The organism is Gordonia malaquae NBRC 108250 (assembly GCF_000344135.1).
GTDB lineage: Bacteria > Actinomycetota > Actinomycetes > Mycobacteriales > Mycobacteriaceae > Gordonia > Gordonia malaquae.
The window spans coordinates 39,096-55,149 of the sequence record NZ_BAOP01000021.1 but is presented as its reverse complement, the minus strand read 5'-3'; the positions used below and the strand labels follow the sequence as shown (position 1 = coordinate 55,149).

The window sequence follows — 16,054 nt, the reverse complement described above, 5'->3', positions numbered from 1 at the left end:
CCCGAGCAGTTCCAGAAAGGCTCCCCGATGACTCAGAAACACTCGTCGCCTCAGGCGGTGACAGACATGCAGAAGCGGCGCCGAGTCGGATCGGCGATGCTCGTCGGCACCACACTCGAGTGGTACGACTTCTTCCTCTACGGCACTGCCGCGGCGTTGATCTTCAACAAGCAGTTCTTTCCGTCGCTCAGTCCCACCGCGGGCACGCTCGCCGCATTCAGCACCTTCGCTGTCGGCTTCGTCGCTCGCCCGATCGGGGGCCTCGTCTTCGGGCACTTCGGTGACCGGATCGGCCGTCGCAACACGCTGATCGTCTCGCTGCTGATGATGGGCATCGCGTCGACACTCATCGGCGTCGTCCCGAACTATGCGTCGATCGGAGTGTGGGCGCCGGTACTGCTCGTGCTTCTCCGCGTGGTGCAGGGCATCGGCCTCGGCGGCGAGGGCGCCGGTGCGACGCTCATGTCGATGGAGCACGCCCCGGCAGACAAGAGGAACCTCTATGCCGGCTTCCCTCAGATGGGCACCCCCGCGGGCCTCGTTCTCGCCAATGTGGTGTTCCTGTCCACGAATGCGCTGATGCCGTCCGATGCGTTCGACTCCTGGGGATGGCGGATCCCGTTCCTGCTCAGCGGTCTGCTGGTTGTCGTCGGACTGGCGATCCGTCTGCGCGTCGAGGAGTCGCCGACGTTCGAATCCGTTGTCAGCCACCGCGCGGTGGAACGCTTCCCGTTGCGTGAAGCCGTCCGTGTCGGCGTCGGACGCATGGCGCTCACCGTCGGCCTCATGGTCGCGAACTCGGCCGCCGCCTACGTCTTCATGGTCTTCACCCTGTCGTACGGCACCAAACACCTCGACTACAACCGCACGTTCCTGATCGCCTGCGTCTCGGTGGCGGCGGTCATCTGGTTCGCGACGATCCCGTACTGGACCGGCGTCGCCGACCGCAGCGGTCGCCGGACGATGTTCATCGGCGGATCGATCGCGCTGCTCGTGTGGTGTGTGGCGTTCCTTCCGCTGCTCGACACCGGCAGCAACGCCGTCGCGGCGATCGCGTTCCTCGGCATGGGTCTCATCGTCCCGGTGACCCACAGCGTTCAGGGGGCCATCATCGCCGATCTGTTCCCTGCGTCGGTCCGCTACTCCGGCACGTCGCTCGTCCTCCAGGTCGGCGCGATCCTCGGCGGCGGACTGGCGCCGATCATCTCGTCCGCTCTGGTCGGCGAGTCCGGCGGCTCGGCCGGCGTGACCGTGTATCTCGCCATCGTCTGTGCGCTCAGCCTGGTGTGTGCCGCATTCCTGTTCCGGACTCCGACTGCCACTCCGGCCGAACCGGCGGAGGCTCCGACCGCCGTCTGACCAACGACGCGGGAAGCCGCAGAAGTCACGGAGGGGTCGTGGATGAACACGACCACCGCGTGACTTCTGTGGCTTTTCGCTGTGTTTCTACCCCTGAAGGGCGCGGCGACGGTGCAGGGTGGATGCGATTCCGCCGGCAGCGGCTCGGACCGCGTCGGCGTGGGGTTCCGGGCGGTAGCGGCTGAGCGGACCGGTCACGCTGATCGCCGCCACCACGTCGTTCGTCCCGACGTCGAGTATCGGCGCGGCGACGCACGCGATGCCTCGGGTCGACTCCTCGAACTCGTAGGCGACGCCCGTCTCGCGGGCCGCATCCAGCTGGGCGGCGAGCAGACCGGGCGCCACGATCGTCCGCGGCGACAGCCGTGCCAACGGACCACTCAGCACGTCGTGACGCAGCGTCGGATCGGCGTGCGCCAGCAGTGCTTTGCCGATGCCCGTGCAATGCAGGGGCATTCGTCCTCCGGTGCGCGACGGGGCGCTCGCTTGCCGATGCCCGCCGATCTTCGCCACATAAACCACTTCGTGGCCGTCGAGCACGCCGAGGTGCACTGTCTCCCGTGTCCGTTGGTACAGGTCTTGCAGGAAGGGCATCGCGATCTCCAGCAAGCCGCGCTCCACCGACGCGCGCATCCCGAGCTCGAACAGTCCTCCGGACAGGCGGTAGCCGTTCTCCGTGCGGTCGAGAAGGCGTGCGGCCACCAGTTCACCCGCGAGCCGATGGGCGGTCGCCTTGTGCAGACCGGAGCGGCGGACGATCTCGGCGAGAGTCAGATCATGGTCGTCGACGGTGAACGAATGCAGAATCAGCATCACCTTGCCGATGACTGTCTGGGCTTGATCTGCGCTGGTCACATGGCTATTGTAGCTCTCCGTCTCACTCAGCGAGACGGAACCCTTGGCGTCGTCGGAGAACCGGGTGACGATCGTCTCATGACATCTTCTGTTGATCGCGATGTCGCCGAAGACCAGGCGGCACAGCGACTCCTCACCGCATTGCAGACCCGTACCGCATGCACACCGGTCCGCGATCTCATCGGGCCCACCGACCTGCCTGCTGCCTACCGCGTCCAGGAACGTCTCACCGCCGGGCGCGTGGCCGGCGGCGCGCAGATCGTCGGCCGCAAGATCGGCCTCACCTCTGCCGCGGTACAGGAGCAGATGGGCGTCGACCAGCCCGACTTCGGCGTCCTCTTCGACGACATGGCGTACACCGGCGACGAAGTGGTTCCGATGGACCGACTGCTCCAGCCGAAGGCCGAGGCCGAAGTGGCGTTCGTCCTGAAGAAGGACCTCGCCGACGGCCCACTCGACATCGAGCAGATCCGCGACGCCGTCGACTACGGTGTGGCAGCTCTCGAAGTGTGTGACAGCCGCATCGACGGCTGGGACATCGCTTTCGCCGACACCGTCGCCGACAACGCGTCGTCCGGCGTCTACGTGCTCGGAAGTGACCGCAAGACGCTCGACGAGTTCGCGCCCGTCGAGGTCGGCATGCGGATGCTCATCAACGGCGAGGAGGTCTCCACCGGAAACGGTGCAGCCTGCCTCGGTGATCCCCTCAACGCTGTCGCATGGCTCGCCAAGGCCGCCCGCGACTTCGGCGAGCCTCTTCGCGCAGGTCAGGTCATCCTGTCCGGCGCACTCGGTCCCATGCGGCCGATCGAATCCGGAGACGAGGTGACCGTTGAGATCACCGGTCTCGGCACGGTCGTCGCGAAGTTCAGTGAAGGAAACGCACATGAGTAAGAAGACCAAGGTCGCCATCATCGGCTCGGGCAACATCGGCACCGATCTGATGATCAAGGTGATCCGCACCGCCAAGCACCTCGAGATGGGCGCGATGGTCGGCATCGACGCCGAGTCCGACGGTCTCGCGCGCGCCGCTCGGATGGGTGTCCCGACCACCCACGAAGGTGTCGAAGGCCTCGTCAAGATGCCGAACTTCGACGAGATCGAGATCGTGTTCGACGCGACGTCGGCCAAGGCCCACGAGTACAACGCGTCGATTCTCGCCCCGCTCGGCAAGCGCCTCGTCGACCTCACGCCCGCGGCCATCGGTCCGTACGTGGTGCCCGCGGTGAACATCGACGAGCACTTGGACGCGCAGAACGTCAACATGGTCACGTGCGGCGGGCAGGCGACGATCCCGATCGTCGCGGCCGTCTCTCGCGTCGCGCCCGTCGCCTACGCCGAGATCGTCGCCTCCATCGCATCGAAGTCGGCCGGCCCCGGCACCCGCGCGAACATCGACGAGTTCACCGAGACCACGTCGAACGCGATCAAGTCGGTCGGCGGCGCCGTCAACGGCAAGGCGATCATCATCATGAACCCGGCCGAACCGCCGCTGATCATGCGCGACACCGTCTACGCCCTCGTCGACGCGCCCGACCTCGACACCCAGGACCAGATCCGCAACTCCGTGGAGAAGATGGTCGCCGACGTGTCGGCGTACGTCCCCGGCTACCGCCTCAAGCAGAAGGTGCAGATCAACCCGATCGCCGAGACGTCGCCCGTCGGCACCCTGATGGCAGAGGAGCCCGAGTCGGCTCCCACCCACCAGGTGTCGGTGTTCCTCGAAGTGGAGGGCGCCGCTCACTACCTCCCGGCCTACGCCGGAAACCTCGACATCATGACCTCGGCCGGCCTTCAGTACGCCGAGCGGATCGCAGCACTCAAGGCCGAGGAGGCCAGCGCATGACCAAGATCTTCGTTCAGGACGTCACCCTGCGTGACGGTATGCACGCACTCCGCCACCAGATCAGCACCGACGATGTGAAGCGCATCGTGAGCGCTCTCGACGAGGCGGGCGTCGACGCCATCGAGGTGGCTCACGGAGACGGCCTCGCCGGCGGCTCGGTCAACTACGGTCCCGGTTCGAACACCGACTGGGAGTGGATCGAAGCGGCCGCGAGCGTTCTCAAGAACGCTCGTCTGACCACGCTGCTGCTCCCCGGTGTCGGCACTGTCGAGCACCTTGAGAAGGCCTGGGACCTGGGCGTTCGTTCGGTCCGCATCGCCACGCACTGCACTGAGGCCGACGTCTCCGCGCAGCACATCGCCGCAGCGCGCGAGATCGGCATGGACGTGTCGGGCTTCCTGATGTTGTCTCACATGTCGGAGCCGGAGAAGTTGGCGCAGCAGGCCAAGCTGATGGAGTCGTACGGCGCGCACTGCGTCTACATCACCGACTCGGGAGGCCGCCTCACCATGAACGACGTCGTCGCCCGGGTGAAGGCCTACCGTGACGTGCTGAATCCGGAGACGGAGATCGGCATCCACGCGCATGAGAACCTGTCGCTGTCGGTCGCGAACTCCGTCGTCGCCGTCGAGAACGGCGTGTACCGCGTCGACGCGTCGCTCGCCGGGCACGGTGCAGGTGCAGGCAACTGCCCGATCGAGCCCTTCGTCGCAGTGGCGAACCTGTCGGGCTTCGAGCACGGCTGCGACCTCAACAAGCTCGAGGACGCTGCCGACGACATCGTCCGTCCGCTGCAGGATCGTCCGGTCCGCGTGGACCGCGAGACCCTCACGCTCGGCTACGCCGGTGTGTACTCGTCGTTCCTGCGCCACGCCGAGGCAGCCGCGCAGCGCTACGAGCTCGACGTCCGCGACATCCTCACCGTCTGCGGCGAGCGCCGTCTCGTCGGCGGCCAGGAGGACATGATCGTCGACATCGCCCTCACCCTGGTCGAGGAGCGCGAAGAAGCTCAGGCTTCGTAGGTTCGTGATCTCGCGTGTAGATCGTTACCCGAATCGGGTAACGATCTACACGCGTATCGTCACCCGGGCGAAACGAGCCGGGTCGGCGCTCACGTGAATGCCCGGCGCGGTCTGCGGGAACCCGCCGGCGGCGAGTGCGTCGGCGACGTCGCCCGTGGCGGTGACCTCGATGTCGATGACCGGAGCGGCTGCGGTGCCGGGTGTCGCCGTCGCCCCGACGTGTGCGACTGCCGTCGCGTTCGCGCCGACGAGCGCCCACACTCGGTTCACCAGTCGTGCTCCGAGCGCCGCCCACTCGGGGTCGTAGTCCTGGACATCGGTCGGCAGTTCTACGGCGCGACGAGCGGACACGTTGTCGCGCAGCGGAATCAGTCGGTTGGTCCACACGTCGAGTGCCTGCGCGGCGAGCGCATCGGGGGTGCCCGAGTTGTCGAGCCAGATGTCGGCGACGGCGCGGCGCTGATCGTCGGTGGCCTGTGCGGCGATGCGGGCGCGTGCGTCGTCGGCGTCCATGCCGCGCAGTGTGGTGAGTCGTTCGAAGCGCAGGTCGGCGTCGGCGTGCACCACTGCGACGACGTGGTAGAACGGCGCCATGTGGCCTTCGACCAGTAGCGGGACGTCGTGCAGGATCACTGCGTCATCCGGGGCCGCGTCGGTCAGCTCCTGCGTCCGGGCCCCGATCAGGGGGTGAGTGATCCCGTTCAGCGTCTTCCGACTCTCGTCGTCGACAAACGCGCGGGCCGCGAGCGCAGGCCGGTTCAACGCGCCGTCGGCGTCCAAGATCTCCGGCCCGAACGCCTCGACGAGCTGAGCCAGGCCGGGGGTGCCTGGCTCGACCACTTCACGGGCGATCCGGTCCGCGTCGACGTGATACGCACCCTGATCGATCAACGTCTTGGCCACCGTCGATTTGCCGGCGCCGATTCCGCCTGTCAGTCCCACTCTGATCACGCCTGCCAGTGTGTCAGATCCGTTCGCGAGAACTCAGACAGTAGCCCGTTCAGCTGATTGGATGGGGGACATGTCGGTGAGACCGCGTTTGCCCATTGTGATCGTTGCGCTGATGGTGACGATGGTTGTCGTCGTCGGGGTGGTGCTGTGGCCGAGGGGACACACGGAAACGATGGGGTACGAGGGGCCGGTCTCGCTCGAACCGATGAACACTGCGCCGAGTCAGGTGTGGAAGCGCTCGACCAAGGATATCTTCGGCCCCGACGCCGCCTCTGACAATCTGGAGGTCAAGGCGGACGGTCATGGGGTGCTGGTCGTAGCCGGACGCGTATCGACGCCCCGACCAGGCACTGCACTGATCGCTGTCGATGCGGAGTCCGGCGAACCTATGTGGGATGAACCGAGAATCGGCGAGTCCTGGAACTGCGCGATCGGTGCCGGCGGGGTGTTGGCCTGTGCGGACAACGCTCGTGTCGACGGCCTGGTCGCTACTCGTGTCGACTTTTTCGACCTGCAGACTGGCGTCGTGAGTGCATCTCAGACCATCCGGTATCCCGGCTGGCCATCGATCACTGCTGTTGAGGACGGCTTCGTAGTTCTTGTGGAGGGAACGGCGAATATCGGTTTGCTGTCTGAGATCGACCCTGGCGCAGAGCTTGTCGCGACGGTCAGCTTCGCGAGCGAACTCCCAGATCAACGTGGGCGGGTGGTCGGCTATTCACGAACCGGACGCGAACGCTGGGCCGTCGATCCCCCAGTGAATCACCTGCGACTCCAGCAGTCAGCCGGATCGGACATGGTGGCACTTGAGGATCGCAAAGGGACCGGATTCTCGATCTATCGGGCCGACACCGGGGAACGAGTGCACACCTCGTCACGAAGTGGTGATCTATACCTGCTCTACGAGGGTGGATTCGTGATCGGGTCAGGGCGGTACACGCTCAGCTCGACAGTCGCCTTTCACGACAGCGCGGGGCGATACCAGGGAGGGCTGAAGGGCTGGCAGTTGGCGTCGTACAGAAACTGGCCGTCCGCAACGGTCGACCGCAAGCGCGTACCGGTGCTGCTGGCGAAACGTCCTGCATTCGGTGTCGTGTCGGCCGGCACGCACGCCGTGAAATGGACTGTGCCGGGGATTGCGGATGATGCCACCCAAATAGACGAGGACCACTACCTTCTGAGTACTGGCGACCTGTATGCGGCGAACGGTGGGTACACCAAATCCTGGACAATCGTCGATGCGGATTCGGGTGAGCGCAGCCGAGCGGTCTCCACCGGGTTCGGAAAGACAGCGGTCGGATTCGATGGTGAACGGCTCGTGCTCGCCGGAGACCGCAATGCCGACCACTCGCCGAACGTGCCGCATCTGACGGCGTACGACATGCGAACCGGAGAAGCAGTGTGGGACTCAGAGCCGGTCGACTCGAAAGCGATCTGGAGGCAGTTCGGGCGACGCCTATTTCTCCTCCAATCTGCCGGGAATGCATTCCTCGCCCACTACAAGTGACTATGCCGTTGATCGTGACCACTATGTGGTCACGATCAACGGCACTAAGCGATCAGCCGTAGAAGGTGGCGGGGTCGAGCGCGGAGAGGGGAGTCCAGCGCGGAACCGCCTCCGACTCCGGGGGTGCGTCGACGGAGTCGTGGAATCCCCTCAATTGCAACGCGATCCGCGGATCCTCGTCCACTCGTCTGACGGTGTCGTACAGCAGCGTCAGGACGTGGATGCACCGGGCGGTCCGTGCCTTGCACGAACAATCGACGACTGCGAGTTCGGGCGTGCCAGCAAGCGTGTCGTGTGCTTGGTCGGTGAGGGCTGAGGCCGTCGGAGCCGATCCGACGATGGCCGCAAGGGATTCTGCGGTCGAACGGTCCATCGGTGTGAACTCCAGGTAGGCGACCGACGCGGAACCTCCGCGGGCGATGGTTCCGCGTACGTGCCTGCCGTCGACGACGACGCCGCTGACGGAGCTCCGCGCCAGACTGCGCGCGCGGGGGAGCATCGGCTCCGGTTTGGTGATGCTGGTCGGCTCCACCACACGGAGGAAGTCCCGACCCCAGACGGTGTAGCCGTACTCGGCGTTGACGTTGGTCATGCGGTCTCCTCTCGGTTGCGACGCAGCACTTCGATCAGCTTCTCGTCGGACAGTTCGGTCAACACCGCCAGCGCGCCCGCGTCGGCGTCGAGGTCGAGGGCCGACTTGCGGTCGTGCATGGCAGCGATGTGTTCTTCGACCGTGCCGGCGGTCGTGAGTGTGGTCACGGTGACGACGCGCTCCTGACCGATCCGGTGGACGCGGTCGGTCGCTTGGGCTTCAACGGCGGGATTCCACCAGCGGTCGAAGTGGATGACGTCGGCCGCGCGAGTGAGTGTCAGGCCGGTACCCGCAGCTTTCAAGCTTGCGACTAGCACACCGCAGCCGCGTCCGGCCTGATAGTCGTCGACGATCCGATCGCGTTCGGCACGCGACAGGCCTCCGTGGAGAAACGGAACCCTCACGTCGAGAACCGCGCCGAAATGAGCGGCCAAGAGTTCGCCGGTCTCGCGGTACTGCGTGAACACAACTGTGGGCGAGTCGTTCTCGAGGTTGGTGACGACGATGTCGGTCGCGACGTCGAGCTTGCCGGAGCGACCGTCGACGTCGCCGGGGCGGCCCGCACCCGCGAGCATAGGGTGGTTGCAGACCTGCTTCAACTTGGTGAGGGCAGCGAGAATCGCTCCGCGTCGACCGATGCCGTCGCCGAAGCCGTCGTCCGAGGCCTGATCGAGGATCGCGTCGTACAGCCTGGCCTGCTCGCTCGACAGGTCGCATTCGATGTCGGTGTGGATCTTCGGTCCGAGGCTCGCTGCGACATCCGACTTCGTCCGCCGCATGACGCGACCGGAGATCGCGTCATGCATCCGCAGTTTCGCCTCCGACGATCCGGCTTGAATGGGCGCGGCATACCGTCGCCGAAACAACGCCCGGTTGCCGAACTCACTGGGGGCGACCAGGTTCAACAGCGACCAGAGCTCGTCGAGGCTGTTCTCGACGGGTGTGCCCGTGAGCGCGATCGTCGCATCGGCCCGCAGGCGTCGCGCCGCCTTCGACACCTGGGTACGCGAGTTCTTCAGCGCTTGCGCTTCGTCGAAGACCACCCGCGACCATTCGACCGCAGCCAATGCTTCGGTGTGCCGACGAAGAGTCGGGTAGCCGGTGACGACAACCGTCGGGACATTCCCGCCGAGCTCCGGCAGGTCACCGCCTCGATAGTCGACGGCGTGGAGCGCGTCGGGCGCCCATCGCGCGATCTCGCGGAGCCAATTGGTGACCAGCCCAGTCGGACCGACGACCAGAGCCGGCCCCGACGCCGAGAGCGCGAGGTGCCCGATCGACTGGAGAGTCTTGCCCAGGCCCATCTCGTCGGCGAGGATGCCGCCGCCGTCCGCGCACACCTCGTCCAGCCACGAGATCCCGCGGACCTGGTACGGCCGCAGGTCTGCGGTCAGGCGGTCGGCGAGACCGGCCTCGACCTCAACGGTGGCGCTGAACGTCTGACGGGCGTACTCCGCGGAGACGACGGCGTCGCCGACCGCGTTGAGCACCGCATGCGCCGAGGCCGGCAACACGACGTCCGCCAGGGGATCCGAACCAAGCGCATGCCATGCCCGAACTGATGCGGTGGCATCGTCCGGCAGATCGGCGACGTCGACGATCCGATACGCGAGCGCGGTCGGAACCAACTGCTTCTCACGGCCGTAGCCGACCGGGATCGGCATTCGGAGCGCGGGCTCGTCGGGAGCGGATCGTTCGCCGGTCCACAGCGCGAACACGTGGCGATCAGTCAAGTAGGTGGCGTTCGGATGAGTCGTCGAAGCAGGCAGTGGTCTTCCTTCGGGTCGGCCGAGCAGATACCGTATGCTGTACGGAATTAACACCGTACGCCTTACGGTGTTTGCATGCAAGATCGCTGGAGGGAGCCCCGTGGCCGATCACGACAACAACGTCCGACGCACCGTCGACCTGCTGTGGCGACGTGACGCGACAACCGCCAGGTCTGGCCCGGGGCGGCGCACGAACGTAGACGATGTGGTGCGCGCGGCAATCGAACTCGCTGACTCCGATGGGCTTGCGCTCGTGTCGATGCGTTCGCTGGCAGCGCGTGTGGGCCTCAAGCCCATGAGCCTGTACACGTACGTGCCGAACCGTGACGTGCTCGTCGCGCTGATGGTCGACGCCGTCGCATTCGAGGCCGCCGACCTCGACAAGGGGCTCGACCTGACCGAATGCATGCGTCTGATCGCCGACCAGTACCGCGATGAACTGCTGCGGCACCCGTGGCTCGGCGACGTTCCGGCGTGGCGACCAGTTCCGGGCCCCGGATCGTCCCGGCGCTATGAACAACAACTCGCCGCTCTCACACGCGCTTACGGCGACTCCGCCGTCGATGACGTGACCCTCGACGCCGTCATCGCCTCCCTGCGATCCTTCGCGACCGGCAACGCGCGGATGCGAATCGACCAGGTCGCCGAGCACGCGGCGTCCGGTCTCGACGACGAGCAGTGGTGGCAGATTGCCGGACCGGCACTGGCCGACGCCATGCCCGCCGGGGCTTACCCGATCTCATCGCGCGTCGGAACGACCGTCGGACAGCTCTTCTCCGGGCCGGGCAACGCCGATCACGCCTACGAGTTCGGTCTCACCGCACTCATCGCCGGACTGGTCCGGACATGACAGAACCGCCCCGACCGAAAGTGGTCGAGGCGGTTCTGAAGAGGTGTGGAAGGGATTACTTCCAGGTATAGCCTTCGCCGATGATCTTGCTGCACACAGACATCTGACGCGGCGGATCGCTCTGAATGTTGAATGTCTGGACCATGTGAGTGTCCGAATCGGTGCAGTTCGGCACGGTGCCGGTCTCGGAGCGTTCGGTGATCTTGAAGTTGGTCGCCGACATCGACGACTCCTCGGTGCACGGGACGGTCTCGAGCTTGATGCCAATCGAGAACTTCGACGAGGTGTAGCACTTGCCGACCTGGTAGTTCGCAATTAGGCACAAGACCTTGTCGCTGGCGCCGTTGCCGTACTCGGTGACGGAGAACTCGTAGTTTGCGCTCTCGCAGGCGTCACTGTTGTCCAGCTTGGCCCCGACGATGAACGACGGTTCGGTCGTGCTGCAGTCGATCGCCTTGGTCGTGACCGAGGTCGAGCCCTCTACCGTGATGCACGAGCCGATGGGGCTCGACTCGACGGACGTGCCGCTGTCCTTGTCGCCGAACACCTGCGTCGCGATGGCGATGATCGCGATCACGGCGATGATCGGACCGACGAACTTGAGGATGCGCACAAGTGGATTCGGGCGCGGGGCCTGCGGTGCGCCCCCTGCGTAGTCGGTGCCTCCGGCGACCGGAGCGTACCCGCCCGGCTGTCCCTGTTGAGGCTGGCCCGGCTCGGCGCCGTAGGGCTGCTGCCCCGGCTGCGGCTGACCGGGCTGGGCGCCGTACGGCTGTGCGGGCTGAGGCGGCTGCTGGCCGTACACCGGCTGGCCGGGCTGCTGGGGGGCCGGCTGGCCCTGGGCGCCGAACGGGTTTCCGGGGGCGGGCTGGCCGGGCTGGCCGGGAGGAGGCGTCGTCATGGTTGGCGGACTTTCCTGTGAGACAGATGAGAGATTCAGTCAGAAGTGTGACATACGTTCGGTCGACACCGCGCGCCGAGTCCGCCTGACTCTCGGTCTGCCTTCGTGAATCGGCTCACTTCCACACGTAATCGCCGAGGATCTCGCGGCAGATGCTCATCGTCTGCGAAGGCGACGTGCGAATGGTGAACGTGTCGATCCGTTGTTTGTCCGAGTCGGAGCAATTGGGAACCGAGCTCGACTCCGACCGCTCGGTGATCTTGAAGTTCGTGGTGTTCGTCGTCGAATCCTGGCTGCACGACACCGTCTCGAGGGAGATGCCGACCGAGAACTGGGACTGCGTGTAGCACGTCCCCACCTGGTAATTCGGGACCAGGCACAGGACGTTGTTGCTTGCGCCCGTGCCGTACTCAGTGACCGAGAACGGGTACTTCGCGGCGTCGCACCCGCTGCTGGTGGAGAGTTTCGCCGCAACGATGAACGTCGGACGGCTGGAACTGCAACTAGCGGACTGGGTGGTGACCGACGTGGATCCGCGGACCGTGATGCACGAGCCGACCTAACTCGAATCGACAGTCGTCCCGTCTTCGGTCGTCGATGCGGGAAGGGTGAACGGAGCGCTCGACGACGACGAGGCCGCCACATCCGTTGATTCCTTGTCGCCTCCACCGAAGATCAGAAACGCCAGGCCGCCGACGGCGATGACCGCCATGACCGCGACTACCGCGATGACGATGCGCGTGGAGCCGTTGTTCGGCACCGGGGACTGCTGAAACGGAGGCTGGCCGTACGGGCTCTGGCCGTAGTGCTGTTGTCCGTACTGGGATTGGCCGTATGGGGCCTGGCCTGTGGGCGGCTGACTGAACGGGTTCTGACCGTAGGCGGGCGTTTGACCGTACGCCTGCTGCGGCCCCTGCGAACCGGGGGCTTGCGGAGGCGTCGGTTGTCCGTATTGCGCTTGTCCGTATTGGGGTTGCCCGAAGGCCGGTTGACCGATCTGCGTCTGGTCGTAGTTCCCCGGCTGCTGCGGATTCGGCTGCTGAGGGTAGGGCCCTCCGTGAGGCGGCGTCGTCATATGTCCGAGTCTGGCATGCCTGCTTGCGGTCGATCGAGCCAGGTGAGGCGTTCGCCGACCTGCGCGTCCAGCCACGTCTGCACACCGTCGACGGCCGCGGAGCCGGTCATCGTTCGCATCGCGATGAGAATCGCCGCTTCACACTGCGATGTCGTGAGGTGACCGGCCGCGTGCGCGTCGAACAGCTCGTCGACGTCGACGAGCTCGAGCGGCGCGTCGGCGGAGTCGACGAGATCGAGGTACCAATCGACCGAATGCCAGCGCCCGGCGTCGTCGGGGCCGCTGAACTCGCCGATGTCGAGATACAGGCGTTGACTCGACCGATACCCGCCGGTGAAGTGAAAGATGTTCGCTCGCAGTCCGAGGGCAGGCAGCAGCCACAGTTCGAGGTGATCGAACCTCGGGTGGTCGGCGGTCCTCGACATGTACAGCCCGTACGGCGTCTCGCGATACACCTCGACGGGGCGAACGAAGCCCTTGTTGTCAGTGTTCGTCATGGCGGGCACGTCGAACACCTCCCCCTTGGGCGGGTGCGTCTCATGGGCCGTCACGAGAGATCACGCTTTCACGATGTCTGTCCCGTCGACCTTCACCGGCACGGCGGTCAGTCCCGTCGTCGCCGGGCCTTTGACCAGGGATCCGTCGAGTGTGAACTCGCTTCCGTGGCACGGGCAGTCGAGTGTGGAGCCCTTATGCGCGACGGCGCAGCCCATGTGCGGGCACTTGGTCGAGAACGCGGCGAACGTCCCGGCGCTCGCTTGCGTCACGACGACGTCGCCGACGACTTTCGCGCCGCCGACCGGCACGTCGGTCGTCGACGCGAGGACGTCGGCCCCGGCGCTGCTGTCGGCGCCGGTGTCGGCGGCCTGAGTAGACGTGTCGGTCGAGGTCGACGAGTCGTCGCTGCCGCACGCCGTGATCCCCACGCCGATCGCGGCGACGGCGATCGGCGCTGCGGCGAGCACGGTTCGGCGAGACACCCCGTGACGCGGGGTCGATTCGGGCGCGGAAGTTGTCGGGTCGGTCATCGTGGCTCCCTGGGCTGGTGGAACTGTGATCGCCACCCATTGGACCAGTCGAACCTGGCAGCCGTCACAGGAACGAAGTGGACCGAAACGAAAATGTCAGAGGTGATGTCTACGCTGGACGCATGGCATTCGCAGCAGAGCGGCCGATCGTCGCACACTCGGAGTTCCGGCCGGTCGGCGACATCGAGCGGTCGGGAGCCGACTTCGTCGTCGTCAGCGAGTACGAGCCCGCAGGCGATCAGCCCGCCGCCATCGCCGACCTCGAGCAGCGTCTCACGTCAGGGGAGAAGGACATCGTTCTGCTCGGCGCCACCGGCACGGGAAAATCGGCGACCACTGCGTGGCTGATCGAGCGCGTGCAGCGCCCGACGCTTGTCATGGCGCCGAACAAGACCCTCGCCGCGCAGCTCGCCAACGAACTCCGCGACATGCTTCCCAACAACGCCGTCGAGTACTTCGTCTCGTACTACGACTACTACCAACCCGAGGCGTACATCGCGCAGACCGACACCTACATCGAGAAGGACAGCTCGATCAACGACGACGTCGAACGCCTTCGCCACTCGGCGACGTCGAGTCTGCTGTCGAGGCGCGACGTTGTGGTGGTCGCATCGGTGTCGTGCATCTACGGTCTGGGTACCCCGCAGTCGTATCTCGACCGGTCCGTCGAGCTCGAGGTGGGGCAGACGATCGATCGAGACGCTCTGCTCAGGCTTCTCGTCGATGTCCAGTACACCCGGAACGACATGTCGTTCACGCGCGGCGGCTTCCGCGTGCGCGGCGACACCGTCGAGATCATTCCGTCGTACGAGGAACTCGCGATCCGCATCGAGTTCTTCGGCGACGAGGTCGAGTCGCTCTACTACCTTCATCCGCTCACCGGCGACGTCGTCCGACAGGTCGACTCGCTGCGCATCTTCCCGGCCACGCACTATGTGGCCGGGCCGGAGCGCATGGAGAAGGCCATGGCGAGCATCGAGAAGGAACTCGAAGAACGGCTCGCCGACCTCGAGGCCAAGGGTAAGCTCCTCGAAGCCCAGCGTCTGCGCATGCGCACGTCGTACGACCTGGAGATGATGAGGCAGGTCGGCTTCTGCTCCGGCATCGAGAACTACTCGCGGCACATCGACGGGCGTGGTCCGGGCACTGCGCCCGCCACCCTGATCGACTATTTTCCGGACGACTTCCTTCTGGTGATCGATGAGTCGCACGTGACGGTGCCACAGATCGGGGCGATGTACGAAGGCGACATGTCGCGTAAGCGGAACCTCGTCGAGTTCGGCTTCCGGCTCCCGTCTGCGGTCGACAACCGCCCGCTCACCTGGGACGAGTTCGTCGACCGCATCGGACAGACCGTGTACCTGTCGGCGACACCGGGGCCGTACGAGTTGGGCCAGTCCGGCGGGCAGTTCGTGGAACAGGTGATCCGACCGACAGGACTCCTCGACCCCGAGATCGTGGTGAAGCCGACGAAGGGGCAGATCGACGATCTGGTCCACGAGATCCGTGAGCGCACGGCCCGAGACGAACGTGTGCTCGTCACGACTCTGACCAAGAAGATGTCCGAGGACCTCACCGACTACCTTCTGGAGCTTGGAATCCGGGTCCGTTACCTGCACTCCGAAGTCGACACGCTGCGTCGTGTGGAACTTCTGCGGCAGCTGCGCAGCGGCGAGTACGACGTCCTCGTCGGCATCAACCTGCTTCGTGAGGGCCTCGACCTCCCCGAAGTGTCGCTCGTCGCGATCCTCGACGCCGACAAGGAGGGCTTCCTGCGCTCCACGACGTCGCTGATCCAGACCATCGGACGTGCTGCGCGAAACGTGTCAGGGCAGGTCCACATGTACGCGGACAAGATCACCGACTCGATGCAGAACGCCATCGAAGAGACCGACCGTCGCCGCGCAAAGCAGATCGCCTACAACAACGAGAAGGGCGTCGATCCTCAGCCGCTTCGGAAGAAGATCGCCGACATCCTCGACACGGTGTACGCAGAAGCGGAAGACACCGTGGACATCGGTGGGTCGGGACGGAACGCGAGCCGTGGCCGCCGCGCGCAGGGCGAGGTGTCGAAATCGGTCAGCGCTGGAGTCTACGAACAGCGCGACACGTCGTCGATGCCGCGGGCCGAACTCGCCGATCTGGTGCACGAACTCACCGACCAGATGATGAATGCGGCACGCGATCTGCAGTTCGAACTCGCAGGCCGACTCCGTGACGAGATCGCCGACTTGAAGAAGGAACTGCGCGGAATGGACGCCGCAGGCATAAAGTGACGTATCTTGCACACCGATCAAAG

The 16,054-nt window shown here is 65.6% G+C and carries 16 protein-coding genes; 7 read left to right on the top strand and 9 right to left on the bottom strand.

The window, feature by feature from the left end; all coding sequences use genetic code 11:
- The first annotated feature begins 27 nt into the window (after window positions 1-27).
- Complete coding sequence (locus tag GM1_RS14560; RefSeq protein ID WP_008380007.1) at window positions 28-1,359, top strand: MFS transporter; 1,332 nt, start codon at window positions 28-30, stop codon at window positions 1,357-1,359.
- Window positions 1,360-1,446: 87 nt separating this feature from the next.
- Here the strand turns inward: GM1_RS14560 and GM1_RS14555 are convergent, their stop codons facing one another.
- A complete protein-coding gene (locus GM1_RS14555; protein ID WP_052005425.1) occupies window positions 1,447-2,172 on the bottom strand; it encodes an IclR family transcriptional regulator in 726 nt (241 codons plus the stop codon).
- Window positions 2,173-2,292: 120 nt separating this feature from the next.
- On the opposite strand from GM1_RS14555, the gene GM1_RS14550 reads away from it, so the two are divergent.
- Genes GM1_RS14550 through dmpG form a run of 3 tightly spaced genes read left to right on the top strand, consistent with a single transcriptional unit; the run spans window position 2,293 to window position 5,082 of the window.
- Window positions 2,293-3,108 (top strand): 2-keto-4-pentenoate hydratase, encoded by an 816-nt coding sequence (locus GM1_RS14550; protein WP_008380004.1) that lies wholly within the window; start codon window positions 2,293-2,295, stop codon window positions 3,106-3,108.
- Window positions 3,101-4,060, top strand: coding sequence for an acetaldehyde dehydrogenase (acetylating) (locus GM1_RS14545; RefSeq protein WP_008380002.1), 960 nt, complete (start codon window positions 3,101-3,103; stop codon window positions 4,058-4,060). The genes GM1_RS14550 and GM1_RS14545 overlap by 8 nt, the downstream gene beginning before the upstream one ends.
- On the top strand, window positions 4,057-5,082 hold the full coding sequence (gene dmpG / locus GM1_RS14540; protein WP_008380000.1) for a 4-hydroxy-2-oxovalerate aldolase: 1,026 nt from the start codon (window positions 4,057-4,059) through the stop codon (window positions 5,080-5,082). The genes GM1_RS14545 and dmpG overlap by 4 nt, the downstream gene beginning before the upstream one ends.
- Window positions 5,083-5,127: 45 nt before the next feature.
- Here the strand turns inward: dmpG and coaE are convergent, their stop codons facing one another.
- Window positions 5,128-6,033 carry a dephospho-CoA kinase gene (gene coaE / locus GM1_RS14535; protein ID WP_157436042.1) on the bottom strand — a complete coding sequence of 302 codons (906 nt, stop codon included), beginning with the start codon at window positions 6,031-6,033 and terminating at the stop codon, window positions 5,128-5,130.
- Between the two features lie 526 nt (window positions 6,034-6,559).
- Here coaE and GM1_RS14530 point away from each other — a divergent pair.
- Window positions 6,560-7,540, top strand: coding sequence for a hypothetical protein (locus tag GM1_RS14530; RefSeq protein ID WP_157436041.1), 981 nt, complete (start codon window positions 6,560-6,562; stop codon window positions 7,538-7,540).
- A 52-nt stretch (window positions 7,541-7,592) separates the two neighbouring features.
- Here GM1_RS14530 and GM1_RS14525 read toward each other — a convergent pair whose 3' ends face one another.
- Together GM1_RS14525 and GM1_RS14520 are read right to left on the bottom strand one after the other, a co-directional pair.
- Window positions 7,593-8,132, bottom strand: coding sequence for a hypothetical protein (locus GM1_RS14525; RefSeq protein ID WP_008379995.1), 540 nt, complete (start codon window positions 8,130-8,132; stop codon window positions 7,593-7,595).
- Window positions 8,129-9,796, bottom strand: a complete 1,668-nt coding sequence (locus GM1_RS14520; protein WP_075052046.1) for a DEAD/DEAH box helicase — start codon at window positions 9,794-9,796, stop codon at window positions 8,129-8,131. Before GM1_RS14520 ends, GM1_RS14525 begins: the two co-directional genes overlap by 4 nt.
- A 205-nt stretch (window positions 9,797-10,001) precedes the next feature.
- On the opposite strand from GM1_RS14520, the gene GM1_RS14515 reads away from it, so the two are divergent.
- The gene (locus GM1_RS14515; protein WP_008379991.1) at window positions 10,002-10,751 is read left to right on the top strand and encodes a TetR/AcrR family transcriptional regulator; all 750 of its coding nucleotides are present in this window, start codon (window positions 10,002-10,004) and stop codon (window positions 10,749-10,751) included.
- Between the two features lie 55 nt (window positions 10,752-10,806).
- On the opposite strand, the gene GM1_RS22685 is transcribed toward GM1_RS14515, so the two are convergent.
- The 5 genes from GM1_RS22685 to GM1_RS14485 all read right to left on the bottom strand — a co-directional run bounded on the left by GM1_RS22685 (window position 10,807) and on the right by GM1_RS14485 (window position 13,755).
- Window positions 10,807-11,652, bottom strand: a complete 846-nt coding sequence (locus tag GM1_RS22685; protein ID WP_008379989.1) for an LppU/SCO3897 family protein — start codon at window positions 11,650-11,652, stop codon at window positions 10,807-10,809.
- Between the two features lie 115 nt (window positions 11,653-11,767).
- Complete coding sequence (locus GM1_RS23365) at window positions 11,768-12,199, bottom strand: hypothetical protein (RefSeq protein WP_506256247.1); 432 nt, start codon at window positions 12,197-12,199, stop codon at window positions 11,768-11,770.
- A 12-nt stretch (window positions 12,200-12,211) separates the two neighbouring features.
- Window positions 12,212-12,727, bottom strand: a complete 516-nt coding sequence (locus tag GM1_RS22335) for a hypothetical protein (RefSeq protein WP_008379984.1) — start codon at window positions 12,725-12,727, stop codon at window positions 12,212-12,214.
- Window positions 12,724-13,224 (bottom strand): ribonuclease FAU-1 family protein, encoded by a 501-nt coding sequence (locus GM1_RS14490; protein ID WP_081604289.1) that lies wholly within the window; start codon window positions 13,222-13,224, stop codon window positions 12,724-12,726. Before GM1_RS14490 ends, GM1_RS22335 begins: the two co-directional genes overlap by 4 nt.
- A 60-nt stretch (window positions 13,225-13,284) precedes the next feature.
- The gene (locus GM1_RS14485) at window positions 13,285-13,755 is read right to left on the bottom strand and encodes a QcrA and Rieske domain-containing protein (protein WP_008379980.1); all 471 of its coding nucleotides are present in this window, start codon (window positions 13,753-13,755) and stop codon (window positions 13,285-13,287) included.
- A 122-nt stretch (window positions 13,756-13,877) separates the two neighbouring features.
- On the opposite strand from GM1_RS14485, the gene uvrB reads away from it, so the two are divergent.
- Window positions 13,878-16,031: an excinuclease ABC subunit UvrB gene (gene uvrB, locus GM1_RS14480; RefSeq protein ID WP_008379978.1), complete on the top strand. Its 2,154-nt coding sequence runs from the start codon at window positions 13,878-13,880 to the stop codon at window positions 16,029-16,031.
- Window positions 16,032-16,054: the final 23 nt, after the last annotated feature.